Genomic DNA, 21,833 nt, shown 5'->3' with positions numbered 1-21,833 from the left:
GCGATCGGGTCAGTCCCGGGCCCGCTCCGCGCCCGGGCGCGGCGGGCGGATCCGGGGGAGGCCGAAGGCGGACATCTCCTTCTCCTCGTAGGAGAGGAAGCCCAGCGAGCGGTAGAAGGCATGGTTCCGCACGCCCTCCGGGGTGGACTCGTGGTCGGTGGAGAGCAGGAAGAACCGGCAGTGCGCGTAGCGGTCCATCAGGTGCTCCATCAACGCGCGGCCCACGCCCTTGCGGTGGTGGCGCGGATGCACCAGCACGTCCTGGACGTAGCAGACCGCCTCGTCGTCGGAGATGGTGCGGGCCAGCCCGAGCAGTTCTCCCGACTCGTCGCGGGCGGTCACGACGAGGTGGGAGTTGGCCAGGCCGCGCATCAGCTTGTCGACGTCGCTGGTGTAGCCCTCCCACTCCACCGCGTCGTACAGCTTGAACACCTCGTCGCGGTCGAACTCCACCTCGCGGGCGATGATCACACGGCCTCCCCGATCACGCGGCTCTCCCCGGAACCGCCGTAACTGACGTGCTCGAACGGCCCATCCTTCACCGAACGGCCCGCTCCGCTCAAGGCGATCCGGACCACTGTTCGGAATCCGGCGGCGCCGGGACGCCTGCCGGCCCGCTCGCCCACTCGGCAGGCTGCCCGACCACTCAGGAGTACCCGGCCACCCGCCAGGACCGGGTGCGCGGCGCCGTCCTGGCCGCCAGCGATCGGCCGGTCCTGGGCCCGCGACCCGCGCGACCCGGAAGGACCGGTACCCCGACGACCGGTGACCGGTCGGTAGGGCCCCCGCAGCCGCGGTCAGGGCTTGCGGGCCACGGCGCCGTACATGCTGACGCGGTCGGCGCCGGGGGCGGGGTCGGTGTCGGGGCGCCAGAGGGGGACGGTGGTGACGCCGGGGTCGAGGAGGTCGAGGCCGTCGAAGAAGGCGCGGACCTCGTCGCGGGAGCGGCCGACGAGGGGCGCGGTGGCCTTGTCGTAGACGCCGGTGACCCGGTCGCGGATCTCGGCCGGGATGAAGTCGGCGGTGCCGTGCGAGAGGACCAGGTGACTGCCGGAGGGCAGGGTGTCCAGCAGGGTGGCGAGGGCCTGGTAGGGCTCGTCCTCATCCCGCAGGAAGTGGAGGACGGCGGCGAGGACGAGTCCGACCGGGCGGGAGAAGTCGAGCAGTTCCACCGCCCGGACGGCGTCCAGCAGGGCGGCGGGCTCGCGGAGGTCGGCCCGGATGACGGTGGTGCGGCCCGGGCCCGAGCCGGCCATCAGGGCGCGCGCGTGGCTGAGCACGATCGGGTCGTTGTCCACGTAGACGACCCGCGCGCCCGGTCTGGCCGCCTGGGCGATCTCGTGGGTGTTGCCGGCCGTCGGGATGCCGGTGCCGATGTCGAGGAACTGGTCGATGCCGAGGCCGGCGACGCACCGCACCGCGCGGGTGAGGAAGCCACGGTTGGCGCGGGCGGTGGAGCGGAACTCCGGGTTGGCGGCGAGCGCCTTCTCGGCGGCGGCGCGGTCGGCGGGGAAGTTGTCCTTCCCGCCCAGGTAGTAGTCGTACATCCGGGCCGGGTGCGGCACGTCGGGCCGCAGGTCCGCCGAGACCCCGGGTTCGCCGGACTCCCACATGTTCTCGTATCCCACCGCTGCCGTCTCCTCCGCCCGGACACCACCGACCGCTCCACTCGCGGCCTTGCTGGCGGACAGCCTAAAGCCCAGGTCACGGCCCTGGTGCCGGTTGGTCGGGTCACCCCCGTATGTCCCTTTCGTCGGGCCGGGACGGTGGTGGGCCCGCCGCGCGTTCCCGCCGCTCCCGGCGCAGGATGGGAGCGGGCAGTGGAACGCCGGGGACGGGAGGTCGGGTCATGGGAATTGCCATGGCGGACATCCGGGAGTGGCGCGGCCGCGCCGTGGTCGACGAGAAGGGCCGCCGCATCGGTTCGCTGGAGTCGGTCTACGTGGAGACGGCCAGCGACGAGCCGTTCTTCGCCACCGTCACGGTCGGTTTCGCGCGGCGACGCCGCCTGGTGTTCGTCCCGCTGAACGGGGCGGTGGCCGGACCGGACTACCTCCGGGTGGTGTACCCGCGCAACCAGGTCAAGCAGGCCCCGTCGATCGGTACCGACGACGTGCTGCCCGCCGAGGACGAGCCCGCCGTGTTCGCGCACTACGGGTTCCCGTACGCGACCGGCGCGGGCGGGGAGCGTCGCCTGGCCCGCCGCTGACCCGCGTCCGGCCGCCGCTGACCCGCGCCAGGGAGCAGCCGGGCCGGGCACGGCTCTCGCCACCCGGGAATGAATACCCCGCCGGGTACACTTGTCCATCGACAGTCGATGTGAAAGGCGGCCCGACATGCAGGTGGACGAGGAGGCGGTCGGCGCGGTCCTGAACCGGCTGCGCCGTGCGCAGGGCCAGTTGGCCGGAGTGATCGCGATGATCGAGGCGGGTCGGGACTGCAAGGACGTGGTCACCCAGCTCGCCGCCGTCTCGCGCGCCCTCGACCGGGCCGGGTTCAAGATCGTCGCGAGCGGCATGCGCCAGTGCATGGCCGCCGCCGACGAGGACGCCCCGCCGATGAGCGAGGCCGAGCTGGAGAAGCTCTTCCTGGCCCTGGCCTGATCGGGCGGCACTCCCCTCGGGATCGTGGTCCGACGGGGGCCGCGGCGGATTCCTCCGCTGCGGCCCCCGTCGCGTGCCCCCGTCGCGCGCCCGTGGAGGTTCCCGCGCAGGTGCCCGCGGAAGTTCCCGCACCGCCCGACGCTCCGTCATGCGCCGTTCACGCGTCGGCCGCCGGTCTTCGGGTGAATGAGGGCCGCCCGCAGTTGTACAGCCAACTGCGTGCGCTCTCCTTCTCCCAGCCTCCGTGACCAGCCGTACCCGGCACCGGCGCGCCGTCCCCCGGCGGCCCCGGGCCCGGGCGGCGGACAGGACAACCGTGGCCGCAGGCAGCGCCCTGACGCTCAGTTCCTCCCCCAACCCCACCGAAGGCGACCGGCTCACCTTCCACTGGACCACCGACGCCCCCGACGCCAAGAACTGGGTCGGCATCTACGACGGCGGCCGCCAGCCCGGCAACGGCGGCTCGCTGCTGTGGAAGTACACCCCGGGCACCTCGGGCGACGTCCAGCTCGACACCTCCGCGCTGACCGGCGGCCCGTACACCGCCTACCTGCTCGCCAAGGACGGCTACGGCATCCTCGCCCGGACCGAGCCGTTCAGCTTCCGTCCCAAGCCCGCCGTCGTTCGTCCGCACGCCGCCGTCGACGCGTTCACGGCCACGCCCGTCGCCCCGGGTGCCGCCGTGACGGTCAGGCTCGGCGGCCTCTGGTCCCGTCCGGCCGGCAACCCGGCCGGCTCCGCCACCTACCACAAGGTCGGCGGCCCGGCGTGGGCCTCGGTCGGCGCAGACGGCACGCTCACCGGCACCGCCCCCGCCACCCCCGGCAGGAACCCCGAGCCGGTGGTCGTCGGCGTCAAGGACAGTGCGGGCGCCACCGACACCGTCACCGTCCTCGTCCCGGTGGTGGACCCGGCCGCTCCGCTGCGCCTCAAGGCCGCCAGCTGGAACCTGCACGACGCGGGCTCGGCCCACACCGACGCGCTGGAGAAGCAGCTGAGGGTGGTCCTCGCCCAGGGCCTGGACGTGCTCGCCCTCCAGGAGACCGCGGGGGAGCGGGCCAAGACCCTGGCCGACGCCCTCGGCTGGTACGCCTACCAGAGCCCGGGCAGCGTCGGCATCCTCAGCCGCCACCCGCTCACCGACGTCACCCCGCCGACCGCGGAGCTGCCCGCCGCCGCGGCCACCGTGCGGCTCCCCGGCGGTCGCAGCATCCGCTTCTGGGCCGCGCACCTGGACGAGGCGGGCTACGGCCCGTACGCCGTCCAGGACGGCCGGACCGCCGCCGAGGTGGAGGCCGCCGAGAACGGCTCGCTGCGGCTGAAGCAGGCGAAGGCGCTGGCCGCCGCCGTCCGTTCGGACATCGCCCGCCGCACCCCGGTGGTGCTGGCCGGCGCGCTCTCCTCGCCCTCGCACCGGGACTGGACGGCCGCCACCGCCGCCGCCCACCAGGGGGTCGGCGCGCTCGCCTGGCCGGTCACCGTGGCGCTCCAGGCCGCCGGACTGACCGACACCTTCCGCGAGGAGAACCGCGACCCGGTCAAGGCCGCGGGCGCCACCTGGTCGCCCACCCGCAAGCGGCGCGGCGACCGCCCCGAGCCGCAGGACCGCATCGACTACGTCCAGTACGCGGGCCCGCTGAAGCTGGTCGAGGCGCACACCCTGGTCGCCGACTGGCCGCAGCCCGAGCCCGGCTCCGCCGCCAACGAGTGGCCCTCCGACACCGCCGCCGCGGTCGCCACCTTCCAGTTCTGAGCGCACCGGATCCCCAACCTCCAGCTCCGAGAGGCCAGTTCGTCATGTCCGAACTCTCCCGCCGCACCTTCGTCGGCGCCACCGCGGCCGCCGGCGCCACCGCCCTGACCGGCCTGACGGCCGCCCAGGCCGCCGCCGCCCCGGCCCCCGCCGCCGGTGCCAAGCCCGGCACCCCGCTCACCGGCACCATCAAGGACGTCAAGCACGTCGTCGTCCTGATGCAGGAGAACCGTTCCTTCGACCACTACTTCGGCACCCTGGCCGGCGTCCGCGGCTTCGGCGACAAGCAGGCGCTCCAGTTCCCGGACGGCACCGACGTCTTCCGCCAGCCCGACAGCCGGCGCAGCGACGGCGGCGTGATGCTGCCGTACCGCATGGACACCGCCAAGTACAACGCGCAGAACGCAGGCGGCCTCCCGCACGACTGGGCCACCGGCCACCAGGCCATCAACAACGGCGCGATGAACAAGTGGATCGCCGCCAAGGGCGAGCGCACCATGGGCTACTTCACCCGGGACGACATCCCCTACCAGTACGCCCTGGCCGACGCGTTCACCATCTGCGACGCCTACTTCACCTCGCTGGCCGGCCCGACCGACCCCAACCGGCTCTACCTGTGGACCGGCACCGCCGGCCCCGGCCGCGACGGCACCACCGGCCCGTGGATCGACAACACCCCGGTCACCGACAACCCCGTCGCCGACTGGACCACCTACGCCGAGCGCCTGGAGGCGGCCGGCGTCACCTGGCGCGTCTACCACAACCCCAGCAAGGACGACCGCACCGGCGACTACGACGACAACGCGCTCTCGTACTTCAAGCAGTTCCACAACTTCCCGCACGACGACCCGCGTTACATCAACGCGATGACCAAGTTCGACCCCACCGACTTCGACCGCCACTGCAAGGACGGCACCCTGCCGACCGTCTCCTGGCTGGTCGCGCCCTACCTGTTCTCCGAGCACCCGGAGGCCGGCCCGGCCTACGGGGCGCACTGGGTCGACCAGGCCCTGCAGTCGCTGATGTCCAATCCGGAGGTCTGGCGGCACACCGTCTTCCTGGTGATGTACGACGAGAACGACGGCTACTTCGACCACGTCGTCCCGCCCACCCCCGAGCCCGGCACCCCCGAGGAGTTCACCCAGGGACGGGCCATCGGCCTCGGCAACCGGGTGCCGCTCTGGGTCATCTCGCCGTGGTCGCGCGGCGGCTGGGTCAACTCCCAGGTCTTCGACCACACCTCGGTGCTGCGTTTCATGGAGCTGGTCACCGGGGTGGCCGAGCCCAACATCTCGGCCTGGCGCCGGGCTGTCTGCGGCGACCTCACCAGCTGCTTCGACTTCGCCGCCCCCGAGCACTCCATCCCGGCGCTGCCCGACACCAAGGCCCTGATGGCCAGGGCCGACGCGGGCACCCGGCTGCCCGGCGTCGCGCTGCCGCCGGTCGGTGCCCAGGCGATGCCGGTCCAGGAGCGCGGCGAGCGGCCGCACCGCCGGCTCCCGTACCAGCCATGGGCCGACGTCGAGGTGGACCGGAAGGCCGGCAAGGTCACCTGCACGATGAGCAACGACGGCTCGGTGGCCTTCCCGTACACCGTCTACCCGAACATCCTGCTCCCGTTCGCCGGCACCCCGTACACCGTCGCCCCCGGCGCCACCGCCCGGTACGTCTGGGACGCCGCCGCCACCAACGGTCGCTACGACTTCACCGTGCACGGCCCGGACGGCTTCGTCCGCCGGTTCGCCGGCACCGTGGTCCGCGACGGGCAGGACGGCCAGAACGACATCGGCGTGCCGATCGTCACCGCCGACCTGCACGGCAACGCGAAGCTCACCCTCCAGGTGGCCAACGACGGGATGACCGACGTGGCCTTCACCGCCGCGCCCAACGACTTCGCGGGCACCGCGCAGACCGTCTGGGTCAGGCCCGGCAAGCAGGCCAACCTGGCCTGGCCGCTGGACAAGCAGGGCCGCTACGACGTCGTCGTGACCGCCCACACCGGTCAGCGCTTCGTCCAGCGCTACGCGGGCCGGCTGCACTGACGCGACGCCGCCGGCACGGGGCCCGTCCTCGGACTCCCGACTGCGGGAGTCCGAGGACGGGCCCCGGGGCGCCGATCCGGTGATCCCCGGCCGTGGCTCGGCCGCCCCGTCGCAGCCCGCGGCTACCGTCGGGCGCATGCAGAAAATCACCACCTTCCTCTGGTTCGACGACCAGGCCGAAGAGGCCGCCGCCTTCTACACCACCCTGTTCCCGAACTCCCGGATCACCGGGACCACCCGCTACGGCGAGGCCGGCCCCGGCCCGGCCGGCTCGGTGATGACCGTCGAGTTCGAGCTCGCCGGCCGCGAGTACGTGGCGCTCAACGGCGGCCCCGAGTTCCACTTCACCGAGGCGGTCTCGCTCCAGGTGGAGTGCGACGACCAGCGGGAGGTCGACGAACTCTGGGCCAAGCTCAGCGCCGGCGGCCAGGAGGGCCCGTGCGGCTGGCTCAAGGACCGCTACGGCCTCTCCTGGCAGATCACCCCGCGGGTGCTGCTCGACCTGATCGCCGACGAGGACCGGGCCAGGGCGAGCCGCGTGATGAAGGCCATGCTGCGGATGCAGAAGATCGAGATCCAGCCGCTGCTCGCCGCGGCCGAGGGGTGAGGCCGTGACCGCCTTCGGCCACCGCGGCATCACCTACCTGCGGGCCACCCCCGAGCGGGTCTGGCACGCGCTCACCAACGCCGACGAGTCCGGTCTCTACTGGGGCCACCGCAACGTCTCCACCTGGCTGCCCGGGGCGCCCTGGGAGCACCAGCGGGCCGACGGCTCCGGCATCGCCGACGTCATCGGCACCGTCGAGGCGGTCGACCGTCCACACCGGCTGGTCACCACCTGGGCCGGGCCGCAGGAGCAGCGCGCCGGCTGGCCCTCCCGGGTCACCTTCGAGATCCAGGGCTGGCAGGACATCACCCGGCTCACCGTCACCCACGAGAACCTCGCCGACGAGGCCGCGCGGGCGGACGCCGAACAGGGCTGGTCGGCGGTGCTCGCCAACCTCAAGACCTACCTGGAGACCGGCCACCCGCTGCCGCAGCAGCCCTGGCTGATGCCCTGACCCCGGTGGCCCTTGACTCCGTGGCCCTTGACCCCGTGGCCCTGCCCCCCTGACCTCCTGACTTCCGAAGCCCCGGCAGCGGATTCGGAACGGCGCCCGGCCTACGCCGCCGGGCGCTCCGCCTTGACGGACGCCCGGTCGCCGCGGGCCCGCTCGCCGCGCACCAGGCGGCGCAGTCCGGCGTAGCGGGAGAAGCGCTCCCGGTTCGCCACCGAGGCCCGGTCCAGTTCCTCCATCAGCCGCCGACTGCGGTGCTCCAGGTCCAGCTCGTCCAGGATGCGGTCCACCTCGGCCAGTATCGAACCGTGCAGCTGCCAGGCCTCCGGGTGCTCCTGGACCCTGCGCAGCAGCACCTGGGCGACGTTCTCCCGGCAGGCCCAGGCCGCCGCCAGCTCGGAGGTCAGCCGTTCCTCCGCCTCCTCGGCGCTGCTGCTCACCTGGGTGGTCACCAGGACCGCGAAGCTCACCAGCGCGCCGCCGATGTGCTCCAGCAGCTCCTCCAGCCCCACCGCGACGTCCGGCGGGAAGAGCCGCTCGCCGGGCGCGCGCCGCTTGGCCAGGTCGGTCAGCGAGCGGGCCAGCACCCGGATCACGACGACGCAGATCTCCAGGGTGTCCAGCCCGGTGCGCAGCACCAGCCGGGACAGCAGCCCCTCGCTGATCCGCGGGTTGAACCGCAGGCTGTCCTCGGCCTGGCGCAGCGCCGCGTCCACGTCGGCGATCGCCTGGTCCAGCCGGCGGGCCTCGTGCAGCCGCTCGGCGGCCCGGGCCACCGGGGTGGGGCGGCCCAGCTCCTCGGAGATGTCGAGCAGCAGCTGGCGGGCGCGCCGGGCGAGGTCCTCGATCGACTCCCCGGCGGTGTCAACCCAGACCGGCGGCGCGAACAGCAGGTTGAACAGCAGGCCGACAGCGGCGCCGATGAGCGTCTCCAGCACCCGGTCCCAGGCCTGCGAGGCCAGCTTGGTCACGCCCAGGATCAGCATCGCGCTGATCGCGACCTCCTGGACGAACTCCTCGACCCGGACGAACCGGCCGACGACCAGCGAGGCCAGGATGATCAGCCCCAGGCTCCACCAGGAGAGCCCGACCACGGCGCTGAACCCGATCGCGATCAGCACTCCGACCACCACCGAGGTGACCCGGCGGATGCTGGTCTTGAGCGTCGAGTAGACGGTGACCTGGACGACCAGCAGCGCGGTCAGCGGTGCCGTCAGCGGGGCGGGCTCGCTGCTCAGCTGCGTCGCGACCGCATAGGCGATGGTGGCCGCGACGGTGGCCCGGACGGTCTGGACCACGAAGGGTTCTCGGGCGCTGCGGCGGACCAGGTCCGCGAGTGTCTCCGAAGGAAGGGCCATGTCGCCCTTCTTTCCCCGCAGCCACTGCTCACACCGCTCCCGGGGCCGTCCGGCCACCCGTACGACCGCATCGGGCCGGATCGGAACGGGCCGACGGGCCGACGGGCCCGTCGAGGCGTGTCGGCCGGGCCCGCCTCAGTTCTCGCGGTTGAAGCGCAGCTTCCAGGGTGCCAGCGCGGACTCGACCTGGACGCCCACGCTCATCTTCGAGGCGCCCTCGATCCGCTCCTCGAAGCGGATCGGCACCTCGCGGATCGTCATGCCCTGCTTGACGACCCGGTAGTTCATCTCGACCTGGAACGAGTAGCCGTTGCTCCGGACGGTCGGCAGGTCGATGGCGCGCAGGGTGTCGGCCCGCCAGGCCTTGAAGCCGGCGGTGGCGTCCTTCACGCCGAGGCTGAGGATCGCGTTGACGTAGAGGTTCGCCCAGGCGGAGAGCGCCTTGCGGTGCCAGGGCCACTCCTCGGCGGTCGAGCCGCCGTCGACGTAGCGGGAGCCCAGCACCACGGCGGTGTCGTCGGTGAGCAGCGCCTCGACCATCGCGGGTATCGCCGAGGCCGGGTGGGAGAGGTCGGCGTCCATCTGCACCACGACGTCGGCGCCCTCGTCCAGGGCCTTGGCCATGCCGGCCAGGTAGGCGCGGCCGAGGCCGTCCTTCTCGGTGCGGTGCAGCACGCCCACGGTGCCGCCGGAGTCCGCGGCGAGCTTGTCGGCGATCTCGCCGGTGCCGTCGGGGGAGTTGTCGTCGACCACCAGCAGGTGCAGGTTGGGCACCGGAAGCTCCGCGAGCAGGCCCGCGAGGACCGGGAGGTTCTCCCGCTCGTTGTACGTGGGGACGACCACAACGACCTTGGGGGAGGCCTCGACCATGTTCTGTTTCCCTCGTGCCTCGCCGGCGGCACGTTGCCACACCGGTCGGATTTCCTGATGACCTGCGCTGGTTGAACCGTGTGAGTGTACCGGCGGCGCGGTGCGTCCCTCACCCCGGCCGGGGGCGGAAGTCCGTTCGACCACGATGCGGTGCCGTGACGGGCCGCATCCGCCCCGCCGCTCATGGCCGGCTGAGCCGCGCCCGCTACGCCGTGCCGTAGACGCCGGCGAGGTTGTCCAGGGCCGGGCGGGTACGGCCGGCCGGGCCGGCGGCGAAGGCGCGCAGGACGTTCTCGGTGACCTGGCGGACCAGGTCCCCGGCGTGCGAGTCGATGCCGTGGTCGGCCTTACCGCCGCCGGGGCCGCGGGCCTCCAGCGCCTCGACCCAGCGCATCGTCCCGGTGGCGAACACCCCGGCTCCGCTCGGCACCGTGTAGTAGGCGGTGTCGGAGTGGGAGCGGCGGCCCTCGCAGACCACCGGGGAGTGGGCGATCACCTCGATCGGGCGCGGGGTGGGGAAGCCGGTGTCCACCCGGTCGTACTCCACCCCGACCAGGTGCGGGAAGGACGCCCCCGCTGCGACGCCCGTCCCCTCGAAGGCCCAGTGCCCGGGCGAGGTGACCACGTACGGGGCGTCCACCGGGTAGCCGTCGTAGATGACGCCGAGCATCGAGCTCTCCGGGTCGGCGCCCGGGCCGACCCGGAAGTCGGTGGTCGCCGGGGCACCCGACCGGTGGCCCGGGTCCTGTGCCCAGGCGTCCTTGTAGCAGACCACGGTGCGGTCCGGCCCGAGGTCGGTCGGCTCGAAGCGGACCCGACGGAAGCAGCAGTTGGCGCCCAGGATCACCAGGTTGGTCCCGGCGTCGCGGGCCGCGACCACGTTGGCCCGTTGCTCGGGCGACCAGTACTCGTCGTGGCCCAGCGACAGGACGGCGCTCGCCCCGGCCAGCAGGCCGGGCTCGCGGGCGACGTCGATGCCGGTGGTGTAGGCGAGCGGCAGGCCGAGCCGCTCGGCGAGGGCGACCAGCGGCGCCTCGTAGACCAGGAACAGCCCGGCGCCGTGGTCGTAGTCGTACGGCCGGTCGAAGACGACCTTCAGCGAGCGGGTGGCCAGGCCACCGGTCGGGCCGTTGTAGAGGCTGTAGCCACCCCACTCGTTGTAGGCCTGCCAGGTCGCCGGGGCGCTCATGACCACCGTCTTGCCGGCGGTGCTCGCCGAGCGGACGGTGAGCGGGACGTAGCGTCGGCCGGAGCCGTCCTCGGCGTCCAGGCGCAGCAGGTAGGCGCCCTCGGGCCAGCCGGTGGTGTCCACCGCGAGGGTGCGCTGCCAGCCGGTCAGCACGGTGCGGGTCGCCGGGTCCATGTGCGGGGCGGCCTGTTTGCCGCCGGGGACGTGCTCGCGGCGCCAGACCAACCTGGCGCGGGCACCGTCGTACCAGCCCATCCGGTAGGCGGAGACGGTGAAGGCGGCGGCCGGGGTGGAGACGTGCAGGCCCAAGGTCTCACCGGGCAGGATGCTGACCCGGTCGGCGAAGCCCTCGATGGCGCCGTCCGGGCCGGGGTCGGTGATCTCCCAGTCGGGGTTGCCGGGGAGGGAGCGCTCGCTCTTCGGACCGGTGTGCCCATCGGCGGCCGGACCGGCGGTGCCGGGGTCGCCGGGCGCGGAGCCGGTCGGCGCGGTGGGCGGGTGCGGGGCGGCGGCCGGGTGACCGGGGCTGCAGGAGGTGACGGCGGCCGCCATCAGGCCCAGGCCCAGAATCCTCCGCCGGCTCGGCTCCGCCACCGCGACCTCCCTGTTTCCCTGTTCCCGGGCGTTCCTGGGCCCGGTCCGTGTCCGTGGGCGCGTCGATCCGGCCGGTGACGCGCTGGAGTGCGCCGGCCCGGTGCGCCGGCCGCGCGGACATCCTCGCGTGTTTCACGAGGTCCGTGCAGGCTGCCGCGCCGCGGGCGCCGCCGGGTGCGGTCGGGTGCGGTCGGTGTGTGCGGCCGGTGTGTACGGCGGGGGACGGCCCGCCACCGGGGAGGGCCGTACGGGCGCACCCGGGCGTGTCGGCCCGCCGGGTTGCCCGGCCCCGGCGAGCCGGTCCCCTAGCCTGACCAGGCCCGCCGTCCGGCGGCCACAGGGGGGCCGGAGCGGTGCGCGCCCGGCCGAGTCGTGGACAGGGGTGCACGTGGTTTCGTCGGGGTCGGCCGAACCGGGGACGGGGCCGTCCTCCCGGCGCCAGCGGTTCCGGGCGTGGATGCTGGAAGGCCTGGCCGACATGGCCAAACAGCATCCCGGCCCGCACGCCCAACCGTCGCGGGAGAAGGGTCAGCGCTGGTGGAGGGTCATGTGCCTGACCGGCCTGGACTACTTCTCCACGCTCGGCTACCAGCCCGGCATCGCCGCGCTCGCGGCCGGCCTGGTGTCGCCGCTGGCGACCATCGTGCTGGTGGTGGTCACCCTGCTCGGTGCACTGCCCGTCTACCGGAGGGTCGCCCAGGAGAGCCCGCACGGCGAGGGCTCGATCGCCATGCTGGAACGGCTGCTGTCGTTCTGGCAGGGCAAGCTCTTCGTGCTCACCCTGCTGGGTTTCGCGGCCACCGACTTCATGATCACCATCACCCTGTCCGCCGCCGACGCCAGCGCGCACCTGGTCGAGAACCCGCACCTGCACAGCGCCCTGACCGGCAAGCAGATCACGCTGACCATGATCATGATCGCGTTGCTCGGCGCGGTCTTCCTCAAGGGCTTCAGCGAGGCGATCGGCCTGGCCGTGGTGCTGGTCGCGGTGTACCTCACGCTGAACGTGGTGGTGGTGGCCAACGGGCTGTGGCACGTGCTCAAGGCCCCGCACGTGTTCAGCGCCTGGACGGACGCGCTGGTCGTGGAGCACGGCAACGCGTTCGCGATGATCGGCGTCGCGCTCATCGTCTTCCCGAAGCTGGCGCTCGGCCTGTCCGGCTTCGAGACCGGCGTCGCCGTGATGCCGCACATCGAGGGCGACCCGGACGACACCGAGGAGAAGCCCACCGGCCGCATCCGCGGTGCCCGCAAACTGCTGACCACCGCCGCCGCGATCATGAGTGTGTTCCTGATCGCCACCAGCTTCATCACCACGCTGCTCATCCCGGCCGACCAGTTCAAGACCGGCGGCCAGGCCAACGGGCGGGCGCTCGCCTACCTCGCCCACGAGTACCTGGGCAGCACCTTCGGGAGCGTCTACGACCTCTCCACCATCGCCATCCTCTGGTTCGCCGGGGCCTCCGCGATGGCCGGTCTGCTCAACCTGATGCCGCGCTACCTGCCCCGCTACGGCATGGCCCCGCACTGGGCCCGTGCGGTGCGACCGACCGTCATCGTGCTCACCCTGATCGCCTTCCTGGTGACCTGGATCTTCGACGCCAACGTGGACGCTCAGGGCGGCGCGTACGCGACCGGCGTGCTGGTGCTGATCAGCTCCGCGGCCATCGCCGTCACCATCGCCGCCCACAGGGCCCGGCAGCGCCGCTGGCGGACCGGCTTCGCGGTGATCGCCGCGGTGTTCCTCTACACCACGGCGGTGAACATCGCCGAGCGGCCGGACGGCGTCAAGATCGGCGCCTGCTTCATCGCGGGCATCATGCTGGTCTCCTTCCTCTCCCGGCTCAAGCGCGCCTTCGAACTGCGCGTCACCGACGTGGTGCTGGACGACGTCGCCGAGCGGTTCGTCCGGGACTACACCCACCGCCCGCTGCGGCTGATCGCCAACGAGCCGAACAGCCGGGACCTCGCCGAGTACCGCGACAAGATCCACCAGATCCGGCGGGACAACGACATCCCGGCCGAGGACGACCTGGTCTTCGTCGAGGTCACCGTGCTCGACCCGTCCGACTTCGAGGCCGAACTGACCGTGCGCGGCGAGGTGCTGCACGACCGTTACCGAGTGCTGACGCTGGAGAGCTCCAGCGTGCCCAACGCACTGGCCGCCCTGCTGCTCCAGGTTCGCGACCTCACCGGGCAACAACCGCACATCTACTTCGAGTGGACCGAGGGCAACCCCTTCGCCCAGTTCCTGCGGTTCTTCCTGTTCGGACAGGGCGAGATCGCCCCCGTCACCCGTGAGGTACTGCGCGAAGCCGAACCGGACCGCTCACGCCGCCCGGCCGTGCACGTGGGCTGAACGGCGCGGCCGCGTCAGCCCGGCCGCCGCGTCAGCCCACGTCGTCCGGGAACGGCTCGTCCGGCCGGCGATCCGGCCCGGGGCGGGTCAGCGGTTCTGGTGGGACCTGCTCCACGCGGGGGAGACCAGGGCCACCAGGGCGACGGCGAAGGCGAGCTGCAGGATGTGGCGGATCCAGTCGATGCCCGAGGTGTGGCGGACGCCGATCCAGCCGGAGACGGCGTTGCCGAGCAGGGCCCCGGCGGCGCCGAGCAGCATGGTCAGCCACCAGGGAATCGACTGCGGTCCGCGCAGGATCAGCTTGGCGATCACGCCCAGAACGAAACCGATGAGCAGAATCCACAGGAGCTGGAACATCGCGGTCCACCTTCCGGGCGCTCCCCGGGCCGACGGCCCGGTGCACCGAATCGACGATGACGCGGTTCGTCCCATGATCACCCGGATCGCGCGGACGGGCACGTCGACAGGAGATCGCGCAGGTCAGCGGCGTGATGGTGGGGCCGGTCCCGGCGGCGAGGGGCGAGAACGCGCCGCAGGTCGGGCCGGAAAGTCACTGTCCGTCGGCGCGGCGGCACGGATAGGAATGGGCGGGACGCGGACGCGCCGCGTCACCGAGAGGAGCCGACCCCCGTGATACGCCTTCGCGCCGCCGCGCTGACCCTGGGCTGTACCGCCGCCGCACTGACCCTGACCATGGGCACCGCCCAGGCCGCGCCCGGTGACACCAGCACCATCTGCTCCTCCTCGCTGACGCCGGGCGGCTACGTGGACGTCCAGTGGTGGAACAGCGGCGGCTGCGGCTCCGGATTCAACCCGAACACCAAGAAGATCATGCAGCTCACCGGCTACCCGGTCGGCACCGTGGTCAACGCCTGCGCCTCCACCTGGCCGCCGGCCGGCTGGACGATCGTGAGCAGCTACTACAGCTCCGGCTGCAACTACTCCGCGGTGCCGAGCCTCGAGAAGAACTCCTGGCAGCTCAAGCGCGTCTCCTGACGCCGGCGCACGACCCGACGGCCGCCGGGGCCTCAGTCGCCCCGGACGGCCGCGACGGCCTCGCGGACCTCCGGGTGCGGATCGTCCGCCAAGCCGTCCAGCAGTTCGGCGACGCCCGGGGTGGACCAGCGGCTGACGGCCCAGACCAGGTCCTTCCGCACCGCCGGGTCCGGGTGGGCGGCCAGGCGGGCGAGGCGGTCCACCGGGCCGCGTCGGCGCAGGCCGAACCAGTGCAGCGCGGAGCGCAGCTCGGCAGGATCGCCCGGTTCGCCGGCTGCCGCGATCCGCGCGAGCAGCACGGGGACGGCCGGCGGCGGGCCGTCCAGCGGGTGCGGGTGGCGCTCGCGCAGCCGGCGGCTGCCGTACTCGCCGTAGATGCGGCATCCGAAACAGGTGCAGGGCCGGGTGCCGTGGGCGCCCGGGAGGTAGCGCCAGCCGGTGACCTGCGGCACGGCGCGGACCCGGTGCACCTCGCGGGCGCCGACCGCGCGCGGCAGGAACACCTCCCAGCCGCGCGGGTCGGGCAGTGCGCCGATCCGCCGGACCGCCTCGGCGGCCCGCAGCGGCTGCTGGGCGTCCCGGGCACGGTCGCGGTAGTGCCCGGTGAGGACCTCCTGCTCGTCGTCCAGCCGGAGGTGCACCGCGATCAGCGCTCCCTTGGGGCCGAACCGGGCCAGCTCGCGCAGCCACTGGTGGGTCAGCGTGTACGAGGGCAGCACGGGGAAGCAGTACACCCCGCGCACGCCGCCCTGGCCCCGGCTGTCGGCGCGGATTCCGGCGCGGCGGATGCGCGGCGCGTTCGCCGCGGCGGTCAGGTGCACGAACATCGCCACGGGGCGCGATCCTAGCGAGCGGCCGGGTGACGGTTCGAGCGGTTTTTCCGGGACGTGACCCGCCGGGCCGGCTCCGTGCGTCAGGCGGTTTCCGCACGGCGCTCGATCAGGGCGGCCAGTCCGTCCAGGATGCGCTCCAGGCCGAACTCCAGCGCCCGGTCGCGACCGCCCGGGTCGGCCATGGCGGCGGCGACGGCGGGGAAGCGGTCGGCGTGCTCCTGGACCACGGTGCCGAGGGCGGCGAGGAGTTCGGCCTCCGGATTGCCGTCCGGGCCGGCGGCGCGGGACTGCGCGGCGATCCCGCGCACGTGCCCGGTGAGCAGGACGGCGGCGTCCATCCGTTCGGGCCCGGTCAGCCCGTGGCCGTCGAGTGCCGCCACCACCTGCTCCAGCCAGGCGAGTTCCTTCGGGCCGAGCGCCCGCGCGCCGACGGTGGCGTCCAGCAGCCACGGGTGCCGGGCGAAGGATTCGGCCAGGCGGTGGGCCCAGACGGTGAGTTGCTCCCGCCAGCCGGCGCCCTCCGGCGCCGCCGGGGGCGCGTCGACGGCCGATTCGACCATCAGGGCGATCAGTTCGGCCTTGCCGGGGACATAGCGGTAGAGCGACATCTTGGTGAAGTCGAGCTGTCCGGCCACCTTCTGCATGGAGACCGCGCCGAGCCCCTCCGCGTCGGCGACCTCGACCCCGGCCGCGGCGATCCGCTCCAGGCTGAGGGCCGGCTTCGGCCCCCGGGTGGGCTTGGCCGGCGGCCCCCAGAGCAGCCGCACCGTGTCGTTCGCCGCCTCGGCCATCATCCGCTCCCGTCCCGGGGCCCCGTCCGGGTTCCGTCCCGGGCTGCCGGCTGTGTCTTCGCCCCGGCGTTTCCACCCGGGGGTTGCCCTCCCGATCCAACTGTGTCTACCGTACACAGCAACAAACAGTGTCCGCCAGACACAGTTTCCCGACCCTCGGACGGAGTGGTTTCCGTGAGCACCAAGGTCCTGATCTCGGGCGCGAGCGTCGCCGGCCCCGCGCTGGCCCACTGGCTGGGCCGGTACGGCTTCGAGGTGACCGTGGTCGAGCTGGCCCCCGCACTGCGCGACGGCGGTCAGGATGTCGACTTCCGCGGTCGCACCCACCTGACCGTGCTGGAGCGGATGGGCGTCCTGGAGGAACTGCGCGCGCTCGGCACCGGCGGCAGCCCGATGACCTTCGTGGGCCCGGACGGGCGCCGCCTGCTCCACCTGCCCGCCGAGTTCGCCGGTGGCGACCTGGAGGTCCCGCGCGGGGAGCTGGCCCAGCTGCTCCACCGGCACAGCAGCGTCCGCGCCGAGTACGTCTTCGGCGACTCGATCACGGCGCTGGAGGAGACCGCGAGCGGGGTCCGGGTCGCCTTCCGGCACGGGGCGCCGCGCGAGTTCGACCTGGTGATCGGTGCCGACGGACTGCACTCCAACGTCCGCCGGCTCGCCTTCGGCCCCGAGCGGCACTACGTCCGCCACCTCGGCTACTACGCGGCGACCTGGCAGCTGCCCAACGAGCTCGGACTGCCGGTCGGCGGGGTCGGCCTCAACGTCCCCGGCCGGCTGATGTCCGTCGGCTCCGCTCACCGGGACCCGACCCGGGCCGGTGCGTTCTGCCTCTTCGCCTCGCCCGAACTGCGCTACGACCGCCACGACCCGGCACAGCAGAAGGCGCTGATCCGGGCCGCCTTCGCGAGCCTCGGCTGGCGGGTGCCGCAGCTGCTGGAGAGCCTGGACGCCACTCCCGAGCTGTACTTCGACTCGATCAGCCGCGCCGACGTGCCCGCCTGGTCGACCGGCCGGATCGCCCTGATCGGCGACGCGGCCTGCGGCGCGACCATCGGCGGCATGGGCACCGGAACGGCGGTGGTGGCCGCGTACGTCCTGGCGGGCGAGCTGGCCCGGGCGCGCGGCGACCACCGGGCCGCCTTCGAGCGGTACGAGAAGCTGCTGCGCGGCTACGCGCAGGGCTGCCAGAAGGGCGGGGACCGGACCGGGCCGTTCCTCGCGCCGCGCACGGCCACGGGACTGCGGTTCCGCAACGCGCTGCTCAACCGGCGCTGGGCGCTGGACAAGATGCTGGAGCTGGGCAAGCAGGTCAGCAGCGTCGAACTGCCGGACTACGAGCGGGAGCCGTCCCGTCGGCCCTAGGCCGCGGGCTGAACGCGTGGGCTCGGCGCGGCGGGCCGAGCCGGGTGCCGTTGTCGAGCAGCGCCTCCACCCGGGTGCTCGCCCGGGCGGCTCGCTCGACGGCAGGGGTGCGATCCACCACGGGGTGGGGGGCGTGTTCGCAGGTCAGGGCCCAAGGTCCCACCCGTTCGGCCCCTTGGCCCCTGGCGATCGCGGCCGCCGCGAGCGATGCTGCCGGTACCGGCCGGTACGTGCCGGGTCGGACCAGCATCGTTGGACGAGGTGAACCGGCGTGCGGCATGCCACCGTCGAATCCGTGATGACCAGCCCCGTGGTCCTGGTCTCGCCCGAGACCGGATTCCGGGAGATCGTGGCGCTGCTGAGCGAGTACGACATCACCGGCGTGCCGGTGGTGGACCGGGAGGGGCGGCCGCTCGGCGTGGTCTCGGAGGCCGACCTGCTGCGCACCCTGGCCGCGCAGGAGGACTCGGCCAGCCTGCTGCCCGCGCCCGAGTCGGCGCAGGCGGGCCCGGACGGCGAGGTGACCGCGGCCGACCTGATGACGGCGCAGCCGGTCTGCACCATGCCCGACACCAGCGTGGTCGCGGCGGCCCGGCTGATGAGCCGGCACGGCCTGAAGCGGCTGCCGGTGCTGGACGAGGAGGGGCGGGTCGTCGGCGTGGTCAGCCGCGGTGACCTGCTGCGGGTGTTCCTGCGCGAGGACATGGTGATCCGGCGGGAGATCGTCGAGGAGGTGCTCGGCCGGATCGACGGGGTCAGTCCGGCGGAGGTCGGGGTGGAGGTCAACCAGGGGCGGGTGGTGCTCAGCGGCAGCGTGCCCGAGCCGCACCTGGTGCCGATCGTGCTCAACCTGTGCCGCTCGGTGGACGGGGTGGTCTCGGTGACCGACCGGCTCGGGGCCGGGGGAGCGGCGCCCGTCGGCTGACCGGCCGCGCCGTTCCCGAATCGCACGCCCGTCCAGGGTCGGACGATTCGCTTCGCATACTGCGGAGGGTATCGGGTAACTCACTCTGTGTGCCCGGCGGTGCGGACCGCCGGGACACCGGAGCTTCGGGGAGGCGGCCGTGGCGGTCGTGTTCGACGCGGACTTCACTTCGACCAGTCAGTGGATCGCCGGGCGCAGCAGCGCCTATCCCCGGATGGGGCCGACCAACCGGAGCGACCACAAACTCGACTACCTCAGCCGCGACTACTGCCCCGACGGGGTGTTCACCGCGACCAGGCGGCACAGCGGCGGGCTGTGGAACTGCAACCTGCTGACCACCGAGGGCAGTCCGGACGGCTTTCAGCTCCGTGCCGGGGACGTGCTGACGGCGAGCGTGACGCTGCCCGTCGAGCTGGGCGCGTGGCCGGCCATCTGGACCTGGCGGGACGGCGGCAACGAGGTGGACGTCTTCGAGTACCACCCGGACAACCCGGACCTGCTGGAGATCTCCAATCACGTCCGGGGCGGCTACCGGTACTGGCACGGCGCGAGCGCCGGTATCGGTCCGGGGGCGACCTTCGGCATGCGGGTGGTGCTCGGTGCGAACTCCGTGGACTGGTACGTGGAGGACGAGCTGGTCTACGCGGACCTGCACGGGGTCGGGTCCGAGTGGCACGCGTACCTGATCGTCAACATGTCGGTGGCGGACGGGACCTACCACGACCGGCCGCCGTACGGCGGGCCGGACCGGCTGAGCTGGGTGTGCCACGGCCTCCAGGTCGCGCGCTGAGCGTGCGGGCGGGCGCGCGGTCCTGCAGCGCGGGCGGCTACGGCTCGTGGGGCGCGAACGCGGCGGTGATCGGGCCGCGGGGGGCGTACCCGCCGCGTGGGTCGACCGGGGTGAGCAGGTCGTGGGGGGCACGGGGGCCGTGTGGCCGGTGCGGGCCGTGCGGGCCGTGTGAGTCGGAACGCTGGAACCAGACCGTCCGGCGGTGCGGGCCGATGTGGGCGGGGTCGGTCACATACAGGTCGTCGCGCGGGGCGCGCTCGTTGCCCGGGGCGAGCGCCGCGTCCACGGCGTGGTCGGCGATCGCGCGCAGCAGCGCGGTGGCGGTGGTCTCGGCGGCGGCCGGTGCGATGGCGAGGGCGGTGAGCTCGGTCCAGAGCGCGGTGGCGACGTAGCCGATCGGGGAGTGGCCGAGCGCCGGGTGCGGGCGCGGGTCCGGGTGTCGCCGCAGCACCCCGGCGGCGACGAGCTGCTCGGGGGAGCGGTCGTCCTCCGGCGGGTGGAAGGCCATGGGCGGCTGCTGAGCCGCGGGCCGCTGGGGATGGGGCGTGGACGGCCGGGGATGGGGTGTGGGCGGCGGGTGGTGGGTCACGAGCGGCACGCTACCCCGGTGGGCGCCGGGTCGGGCGCCGGATCGCTTTCTCAGGCTTCCCTCACGCCGCTTTCACCAGTGACGGGCGCAGGATGGTGGTAAGGCGCTGCTCGCCTCGGCGGGCCCCGACGGGGCCGGAGGAGGAGGTCCTGATGAGGTACTGGCACGGCCACGGCCACGTCGTGGGTGGCTGGGGCATGGGGATCATGGCGTTCGCGATGCTGCTGTTCCTGGTGATCCTCGTGCTCCTGGCGGTGGCCCTGTTCCGTTACATATCGCGCTCGCGGCAGCCGAACCCGCCCGGTCGGACGGCACCGGGCGCCGGGGGATCCGGGTCGGACGGCCCGAGGGGCTGGGGCCAGGCAGGGCAGGGGAGCCAGGGCGTGAGCCCGGAGCAGTTGCTCGCGGAGCGGTTCGCGCGGGGCGAGATCGATGCGGAGGAGTACCGGCACCGAGTGGACACGCTGCGTTCGGCGAACGGGCCGGGCGGCGGCGGTTGACCCCGGGGGCGACGGACCGGGCCCGCCGCGGTTCGCGCGCGGCGGGCCCGGTCCGCCGGTGGGGGATCCGGTGACCGGTCGGCGGGGCGGTTACTCGACGACCAGCTCCACCGGGACGTTTCCCCGGGTGGCGCGGGAGTACGGGCAGACCTCGTGCGCCTGCTTGACCAGTTGCTCGCCCGTCTCGCCCGCGAGGGACTCGGGCAGCTCGACGCGCAGCACGACGGCGAGGGCGAAGCCGGCCTCGTCCTTGCCGATGGACACCTCGGCGGTCACCGAGACCTCGCTGGTGTCCACCCGGGCCTGTCGGCCGACCAGGCCGAGGGCGCTGGCGAAGCAGGCGGCGTAGCCGGCGGCGAAGAGCTGCTCCGGGTTGGTGCCCTGGCCGCTGCCACCGAGCGCGGGCGGCATGGCCAGCGTCAGGTCCAGCTGCCCGTCGGAGCTGACGGCGCGGCCCTCCCGGCCGTTGGCGGTGGCGGCTGCGGTGTAGAGCGCGTCCATGGTGGCTTCCCTTCGGGTCCTGGGTGTTCCTGCGATCGGTTGTTCCGGCGGTTGCCGGCCCGATGCGCTTCGCGGCGGCCACTCGGGCGTCGCTGCGCTGCGACAAGTAGAGCACGCAATTCAATTGCGCACAACTCAATGGCGTGATGGTGATCGGTACCATGGGCCCATGACCACCCACCCCGACATGGCGGACGAGGAACTGCTCCGCCTCGACCAGCAGATCTGCTTCTCGCTCAACGCGGCCTCCCGCGCCTTCGGCGGCGTGTATCGGGTGTTGCTGCGGGACCTCGGGCTTACCTACCCGCAGTACCTGGTCATGCTGGTGCTGTGGGAGGAGGGCGGGTTGCCCGTCAAGCGGATCGGCGAGCGGCTGCGACTGGACTCCGGGACGCTCTCCCCGCTGCTCAAGCGCCTGGAGGCGGCCGGGCTGGTGAGCCGCGAGCGGAGTCCGGAGGACGAGCGCTCGGTCACCGTCCGCCTGACTCCCGAGGGGTCGGCGCTGCGTGAGCGGGCCGGGCAGGTCCCGCGCCGGCTGCTCGCGGCGACCGGCCTGCCGGTCGAGGACCTGGCCGCGCTACGCGGGCTGCTGGACCGGGTGACCGCCGCGCTGGACGCGGCGGAGGTGGAGTCGGCGCCGTAGCCGTACGGGCGTGGGGCCGCAGGGGTGCGGGGTGATTCCGAGGGGGGCGGGGCGGCTGTGCGAGGTGGGCCCGAGGG

At 73.3% G+C, this 21,833-nt stretch carries 23 protein-coding genes; 13 read left to right on the top strand and 10 right to left on the bottom strand.

Going from position 1 to position 21,833, the window contains the following annotated elements; genetic code table 11:
- Positions 1-9: 9 nt before the first annotated feature.
- Entirely contained in the window at positions 10-471 is a 462-nt protein-coding gene (locus ACIRRH_RS15695; protein ID WP_403066946.1) for a GNAT family N-acetyltransferase, read from the bottom strand.
- A 326-nt stretch (positions 472-797) separates the two neighbouring features.
- The gene (locus tag ACIRRH_RS15690) at positions 798-1,613 is read right to left on the bottom strand and encodes an SAM-dependent methyltransferase (protein ID WP_403067419.1); all 816 of its coding nucleotides are present in this window, start codon (positions 1,611-1,613) and stop codon (positions 798-800) included.
- Between the two features lie 236 nt (positions 1,614-1,849).
- Here ACIRRH_RS15690 and ACIRRH_RS15685 point away from each other — a divergent pair, with 236 nt between their 5' ends.
- The 6 genes from ACIRRH_RS15685 to ACIRRH_RS15660 all read left to right on the top strand — a co-directional run bounded on the left by ACIRRH_RS15685 (position 1,850) and on the right by ACIRRH_RS15660 (position 7,459).
- Positions 1,850-2,209 (top strand): PRC-barrel domain-containing protein, encoded by a 360-nt coding sequence (locus tag ACIRRH_RS15685; protein ID WP_403066944.1) that lies wholly within the window; start codon positions 1,850-1,852, stop codon positions 2,207-2,209.
- Positions 2,210-2,336: 127 nt separating this feature from the next.
- On the top strand, positions 2,337-2,603 hold the full coding sequence (locus ACIRRH_RS15680) for a metal-sensitive transcriptional regulator (RefSeq protein ID WP_392877763.1): 267 nt from the start codon (positions 2,337-2,339) through the stop codon (positions 2,601-2,603).
- Between the two features lie 316 nt (positions 2,604-2,919).
- A complete protein-coding gene (locus tag ACIRRH_RS15675; protein WP_403066942.1) occupies positions 2,920-4,356 on the top strand; it encodes an endonuclease/exonuclease/phosphatase family protein in 1,437 nt (478 codons plus the stop codon).
- Positions 4,357-4,400: 44 nt separating this feature from the next.
- Positions 4,401-6,398: a phosphocholine-specific phospholipase C gene (locus tag ACIRRH_RS15670; protein WP_403066940.1), complete on the top strand. Its 1,998-nt coding sequence runs from the start codon at positions 4,401-4,403 to the stop codon at positions 6,396-6,398.
- Positions 6,399-6,534: 136 nt separating this feature from the next.
- Complete coding sequence (locus tag ACIRRH_RS15665) at positions 6,535-7,005, top strand: VOC family protein (protein WP_403066938.1); 471 nt, start codon at positions 6,535-6,537, stop codon at positions 7,003-7,005.
- A 4-nt stretch (positions 7,006-7,009) separates the two neighbouring features.
- Complete coding sequence (locus ACIRRH_RS15660) at positions 7,010-7,459, top strand: SRPBCC domain-containing protein (protein WP_403066936.1); 450 nt, start codon at positions 7,010-7,012, stop codon at positions 7,457-7,459.
- Between the two features lie 101 nt (positions 7,460-7,560).
- Here ACIRRH_RS15660 and ACIRRH_RS15655 read toward each other — a convergent pair whose 3' ends face one another.
- From ACIRRH_RS15655 to ACIRRH_RS15645, 3 genes are all read right to left on the bottom strand, one after another.
- Positions 7,561-8,814 carry an aromatic acid exporter family protein gene (locus ACIRRH_RS15655; RefSeq protein WP_403066934.1) on the bottom strand — a complete coding sequence of 418 codons (1,254 nt, stop codon included), beginning with the start codon at positions 8,812-8,814 and terminating at the stop codon, positions 7,561-7,563.
- 135 nt (positions 8,815-8,949) lie between these two features.
- Complete coding sequence (locus ACIRRH_RS15650; RefSeq protein ID WP_403066932.1) at positions 8,950-9,684, bottom strand: polyprenol monophosphomannose synthase; 735 nt, start codon at positions 9,682-9,684, stop codon at positions 8,950-8,952.
- A 205-nt stretch (positions 9,685-9,889) separates the two neighbouring features.
- Entirely contained in the window at positions 9,890-11,425 is a 1,536-nt protein-coding gene (locus tag ACIRRH_RS15645) for a N,N-dimethylformamidase beta subunit family domain-containing protein (protein ID WP_403067417.1), read from the bottom strand.
- Between the two features lie 520 nt (positions 11,426-11,945).
- Between ACIRRH_RS15645 and ACIRRH_RS15640 the strand changes: the two genes are divergently transcribed.
- On the top strand, positions 11,946-13,826 hold the full coding sequence (locus ACIRRH_RS15640) for an amino acid transporter (RefSeq protein WP_403066930.1): 1,881 nt from the start codon (positions 11,946-11,948) through the stop codon (positions 13,824-13,826).
- A gap of 87 nt (positions 13,827-13,913) precedes the next feature.
- On the opposite strand, the gene ACIRRH_RS15635 is transcribed toward ACIRRH_RS15640, so the two are convergent.
- Entirely contained in the window at positions 13,914-14,183 is a 270-nt protein-coding gene (locus ACIRRH_RS15635) for a GlsB/YeaQ/YmgE family stress response membrane protein (RefSeq protein ID WP_403066928.1), read from the bottom strand.
- Positions 14,184-14,456: 273 nt separating this feature from the next.
- On the opposite strand from ACIRRH_RS15635, the gene ACIRRH_RS15630 reads away from it, so the two are divergent.
- Entirely contained in the window at positions 14,457-14,822 is a 366-nt protein-coding gene (locus ACIRRH_RS15630; RefSeq protein WP_403066926.1) for a hypothetical protein, read from the top strand.
- Positions 14,823-14,854: 32 nt separating this feature from the next.
- Here ACIRRH_RS15630 and ACIRRH_RS15625 read toward each other — a convergent pair whose 3' ends face one another.
- Together ACIRRH_RS15625 and ACIRRH_RS15620 are read right to left on the bottom strand one after the other, a co-directional pair.
- Complete coding sequence (locus ACIRRH_RS15625) at positions 14,855-15,649, bottom strand: HEAT repeat domain-containing protein (RefSeq protein WP_403067415.1); 795 nt, start codon at positions 15,647-15,649, stop codon at positions 14,855-14,857.
- A gap of 86 nt (positions 15,650-15,735) precedes the next feature.
- Positions 15,736-16,446 (bottom strand): TetR/AcrR family transcriptional regulator, encoded by a 711-nt coding sequence (locus ACIRRH_RS15620; protein ID WP_403066924.1) that lies wholly within the window; start codon positions 16,444-16,446, stop codon positions 15,736-15,738.
- 174 nt (positions 16,447-16,620) lie between these two features.
- On the opposite strand from ACIRRH_RS15620, the gene ACIRRH_RS15615 reads away from it, so the two are divergent.
- From ACIRRH_RS15615 to ACIRRH_RS15605, 3 genes are all read left to right on the top strand, one after another.
- Positions 16,621-17,808, top strand: a complete 1,188-nt coding sequence (locus ACIRRH_RS15615; protein ID WP_403066922.1) for an FAD-dependent monooxygenase — start codon at positions 16,621-16,623, stop codon at positions 17,806-17,808.
- A gap of 298 nt (positions 17,809-18,106) precedes the next feature.
- Positions 18,107-18,733: a CBS domain-containing protein gene (locus ACIRRH_RS15610; protein WP_403066920.1), complete on the top strand. Its 627-nt coding sequence runs from the start codon at positions 18,107-18,109 to the stop codon at positions 18,731-18,733.
- A 139-nt stretch (positions 18,734-18,872) separates the two neighbouring features.
- Positions 18,873-19,523, top strand: coding sequence for a beta-glucanase (locus ACIRRH_RS15605; protein ID WP_224282201.1), 651 nt, complete (start codon positions 18,873-18,875; stop codon positions 19,521-19,523).
- A 37-nt stretch (positions 19,524-19,560) separates the two neighbouring features.
- On the opposite strand, the gene ACIRRH_RS15600 is transcribed toward ACIRRH_RS15605, so the two are convergent.
- Positions 19,561-20,031 carry a hypothetical protein gene (locus ACIRRH_RS15600; RefSeq protein ID WP_403066918.1) on the bottom strand — a complete coding sequence of 157 codons (471 nt, stop codon included), beginning with the start codon at positions 20,029-20,031 and terminating at the stop codon, positions 19,561-19,563.
- A gap of 233 nt (positions 20,032-20,264) precedes the next feature.
- Between ACIRRH_RS15600 and ACIRRH_RS15595 the strand changes: the two genes are divergently transcribed.
- Positions 20,265-20,612 (top strand): SHOCT domain-containing protein, encoded by a 348-nt coding sequence (locus ACIRRH_RS15595; protein WP_403066916.1) that lies wholly within the window; start codon positions 20,265-20,267, stop codon positions 20,610-20,612.
- A 90-nt stretch (positions 20,613-20,702) separates the two neighbouring features.
- Here ACIRRH_RS15595 and ACIRRH_RS15590 read toward each other — a convergent pair whose 3' ends face one another.
- Positions 20,703-21,113 (bottom strand): organic hydroperoxide resistance protein, encoded by a 411-nt coding sequence (locus ACIRRH_RS15590; RefSeq protein WP_403066914.1) that lies wholly within the window; start codon positions 21,111-21,113, stop codon positions 20,703-20,705.
- Positions 21,114-21,282: 169 nt separating this feature from the next.
- Here ACIRRH_RS15590 and ACIRRH_RS15585 point away from each other — a divergent pair, with 169 nt between their 5' ends.
- The gene (locus tag ACIRRH_RS15585; RefSeq protein WP_403066912.1) at positions 21,283-21,756 is read left to right on the top strand and encodes a MarR family winged helix-turn-helix transcriptional regulator; all 474 of its coding nucleotides are present in this window, start codon (positions 21,283-21,285) and stop codon (positions 21,754-21,756) included.
- Positions 21,757-21,833: the final 77 nt, after the last annotated feature.

The organism is Kitasatospora sp. NPDC101235 (genome assembly GCF_044767505.1).
Taxonomy (GTDB): domain Bacteria; phylum Actinomycetota; class Actinomycetes; order Streptomycetales; family Streptomycetaceae; genus Kitasatospora.
The sequence above is the reverse complement of the archived record's forward strand: the minus strand, read 5'-3'. Positions and strand labels throughout refer to the sequence as shown.

Excerpts from the sequence above, each read along its gene's own strand:
- ACIRRH_RS15690 (WP_403067419.1), bottom strand. The coding sequence starts at position 1,613 with ATGTGGGAGTCCGGCGAACCCGGGGTCTCGGCGGACCTGCGGCCCGAC.
- ACIRRH_RS15685 (WP_403066944.1), top strand. The coding sequence starts at position 1,850 with ATGGGAATTGCCATGGCGGACATCCGGGAGTGGCGCGGCCGCGCCGTG.
- ACIRRH_RS15680 (WP_392877763.1), top strand. The coding sequence starts at position 2,337 with ATGCAGGTGGACGAGGAGGCGGTCGGCGCGGTCCTGAACCGGCTGCGC.
- ACIRRH_RS15670 (WP_403066940.1), top strand. The coding sequence starts at position 4,401 with ATGTCCGAACTCTCCCGCCGCACCTTCGTCGGCGCCACCGCGGCCGCC.
- ACIRRH_RS15665 (WP_403066938.1), top strand. The coding sequence starts at position 6,535 with ATGCAGAAAATCACCACCTTCCTCTGGTTCGACGACCAGGCCGAAGAG.
- ACIRRH_RS15655 (WP_403066934.1), bottom strand. The coding sequence starts at position 8,814 with ATGGCCCTTCCTTCGGAGACACTCGCGGACCTGGTCCGCCGCAGCGCC.
- ACIRRH_RS15650 (WP_403066932.1), bottom strand. The coding sequence starts at position 9,684 with ATGGTCGAGGCCTCCCCCAAGGTCGTTGTGGTCGTCCCCACGTACAAC.
- ACIRRH_RS15645 (WP_403067417.1), bottom strand. The coding sequence starts at position 11,425 with ATGGCGGCCGCCGTCACCTCCTGCAGCCCCGGTCACCCGGCCGCCGCC.
- ACIRRH_RS15640 (WP_403066930.1), top strand. The coding sequence starts at position 11,946 with ATGGCCAAACAGCATCCCGGCCCGCACGCCCAACCGTCGCGGGAGAAG.
- ACIRRH_RS15635 (WP_403066928.1), bottom strand. The coding sequence starts at position 14,183 with ATGTTCCAGCTCCTGTGGATTCTGCTCATCGGTTTCGTTCTGGGCGTG.
- ACIRRH_RS15625 (WP_403067415.1), bottom strand. The coding sequence starts at position 15,649 with ATGTTCGTGCACCTGACCGCCGCGGCGAACGCGCCGCGCATCCGCCGC.
- ACIRRH_RS15620 (WP_403066924.1), bottom strand. The coding sequence starts at position 16,446 with ATGGCCGAGGCGGCGAACGACACGGTGCGGCTGCTCTGGGGGCCGCCG.
- ACIRRH_RS15610 (WP_403066920.1), top strand. The coding sequence starts at position 18,107 with ATGACCAGCCCCGTGGTCCTGGTCTCGCCCGAGACCGGATTCCGGGAG.
- ACIRRH_RS15600 (WP_403066918.1), bottom strand. The coding sequence starts at position 20,031 with ATGGCCTTCCACCCGCCGGAGGACGACCGCTCCCCCGAGCAGCTCGTC.
- ACIRRH_RS15595 (WP_403066916.1), top strand. The coding sequence starts at position 20,265 with ATGAGGTACTGGCACGGCCACGGCCACGTCGTGGGTGGCTGGGGCATG.
- ACIRRH_RS15590 (WP_403066914.1), bottom strand. The coding sequence starts at position 21,113 with ATGGACGCGCTCTACACCGCAGCCGCCACCGCCAACGGCCGGGAGGGC.
- ACIRRH_RS15585 (WP_403066912.1), top strand. The coding sequence starts at position 21,283 with ATGACCACCCACCCCGACATGGCGGACGAGGAACTGCTCCGCCTCGAC.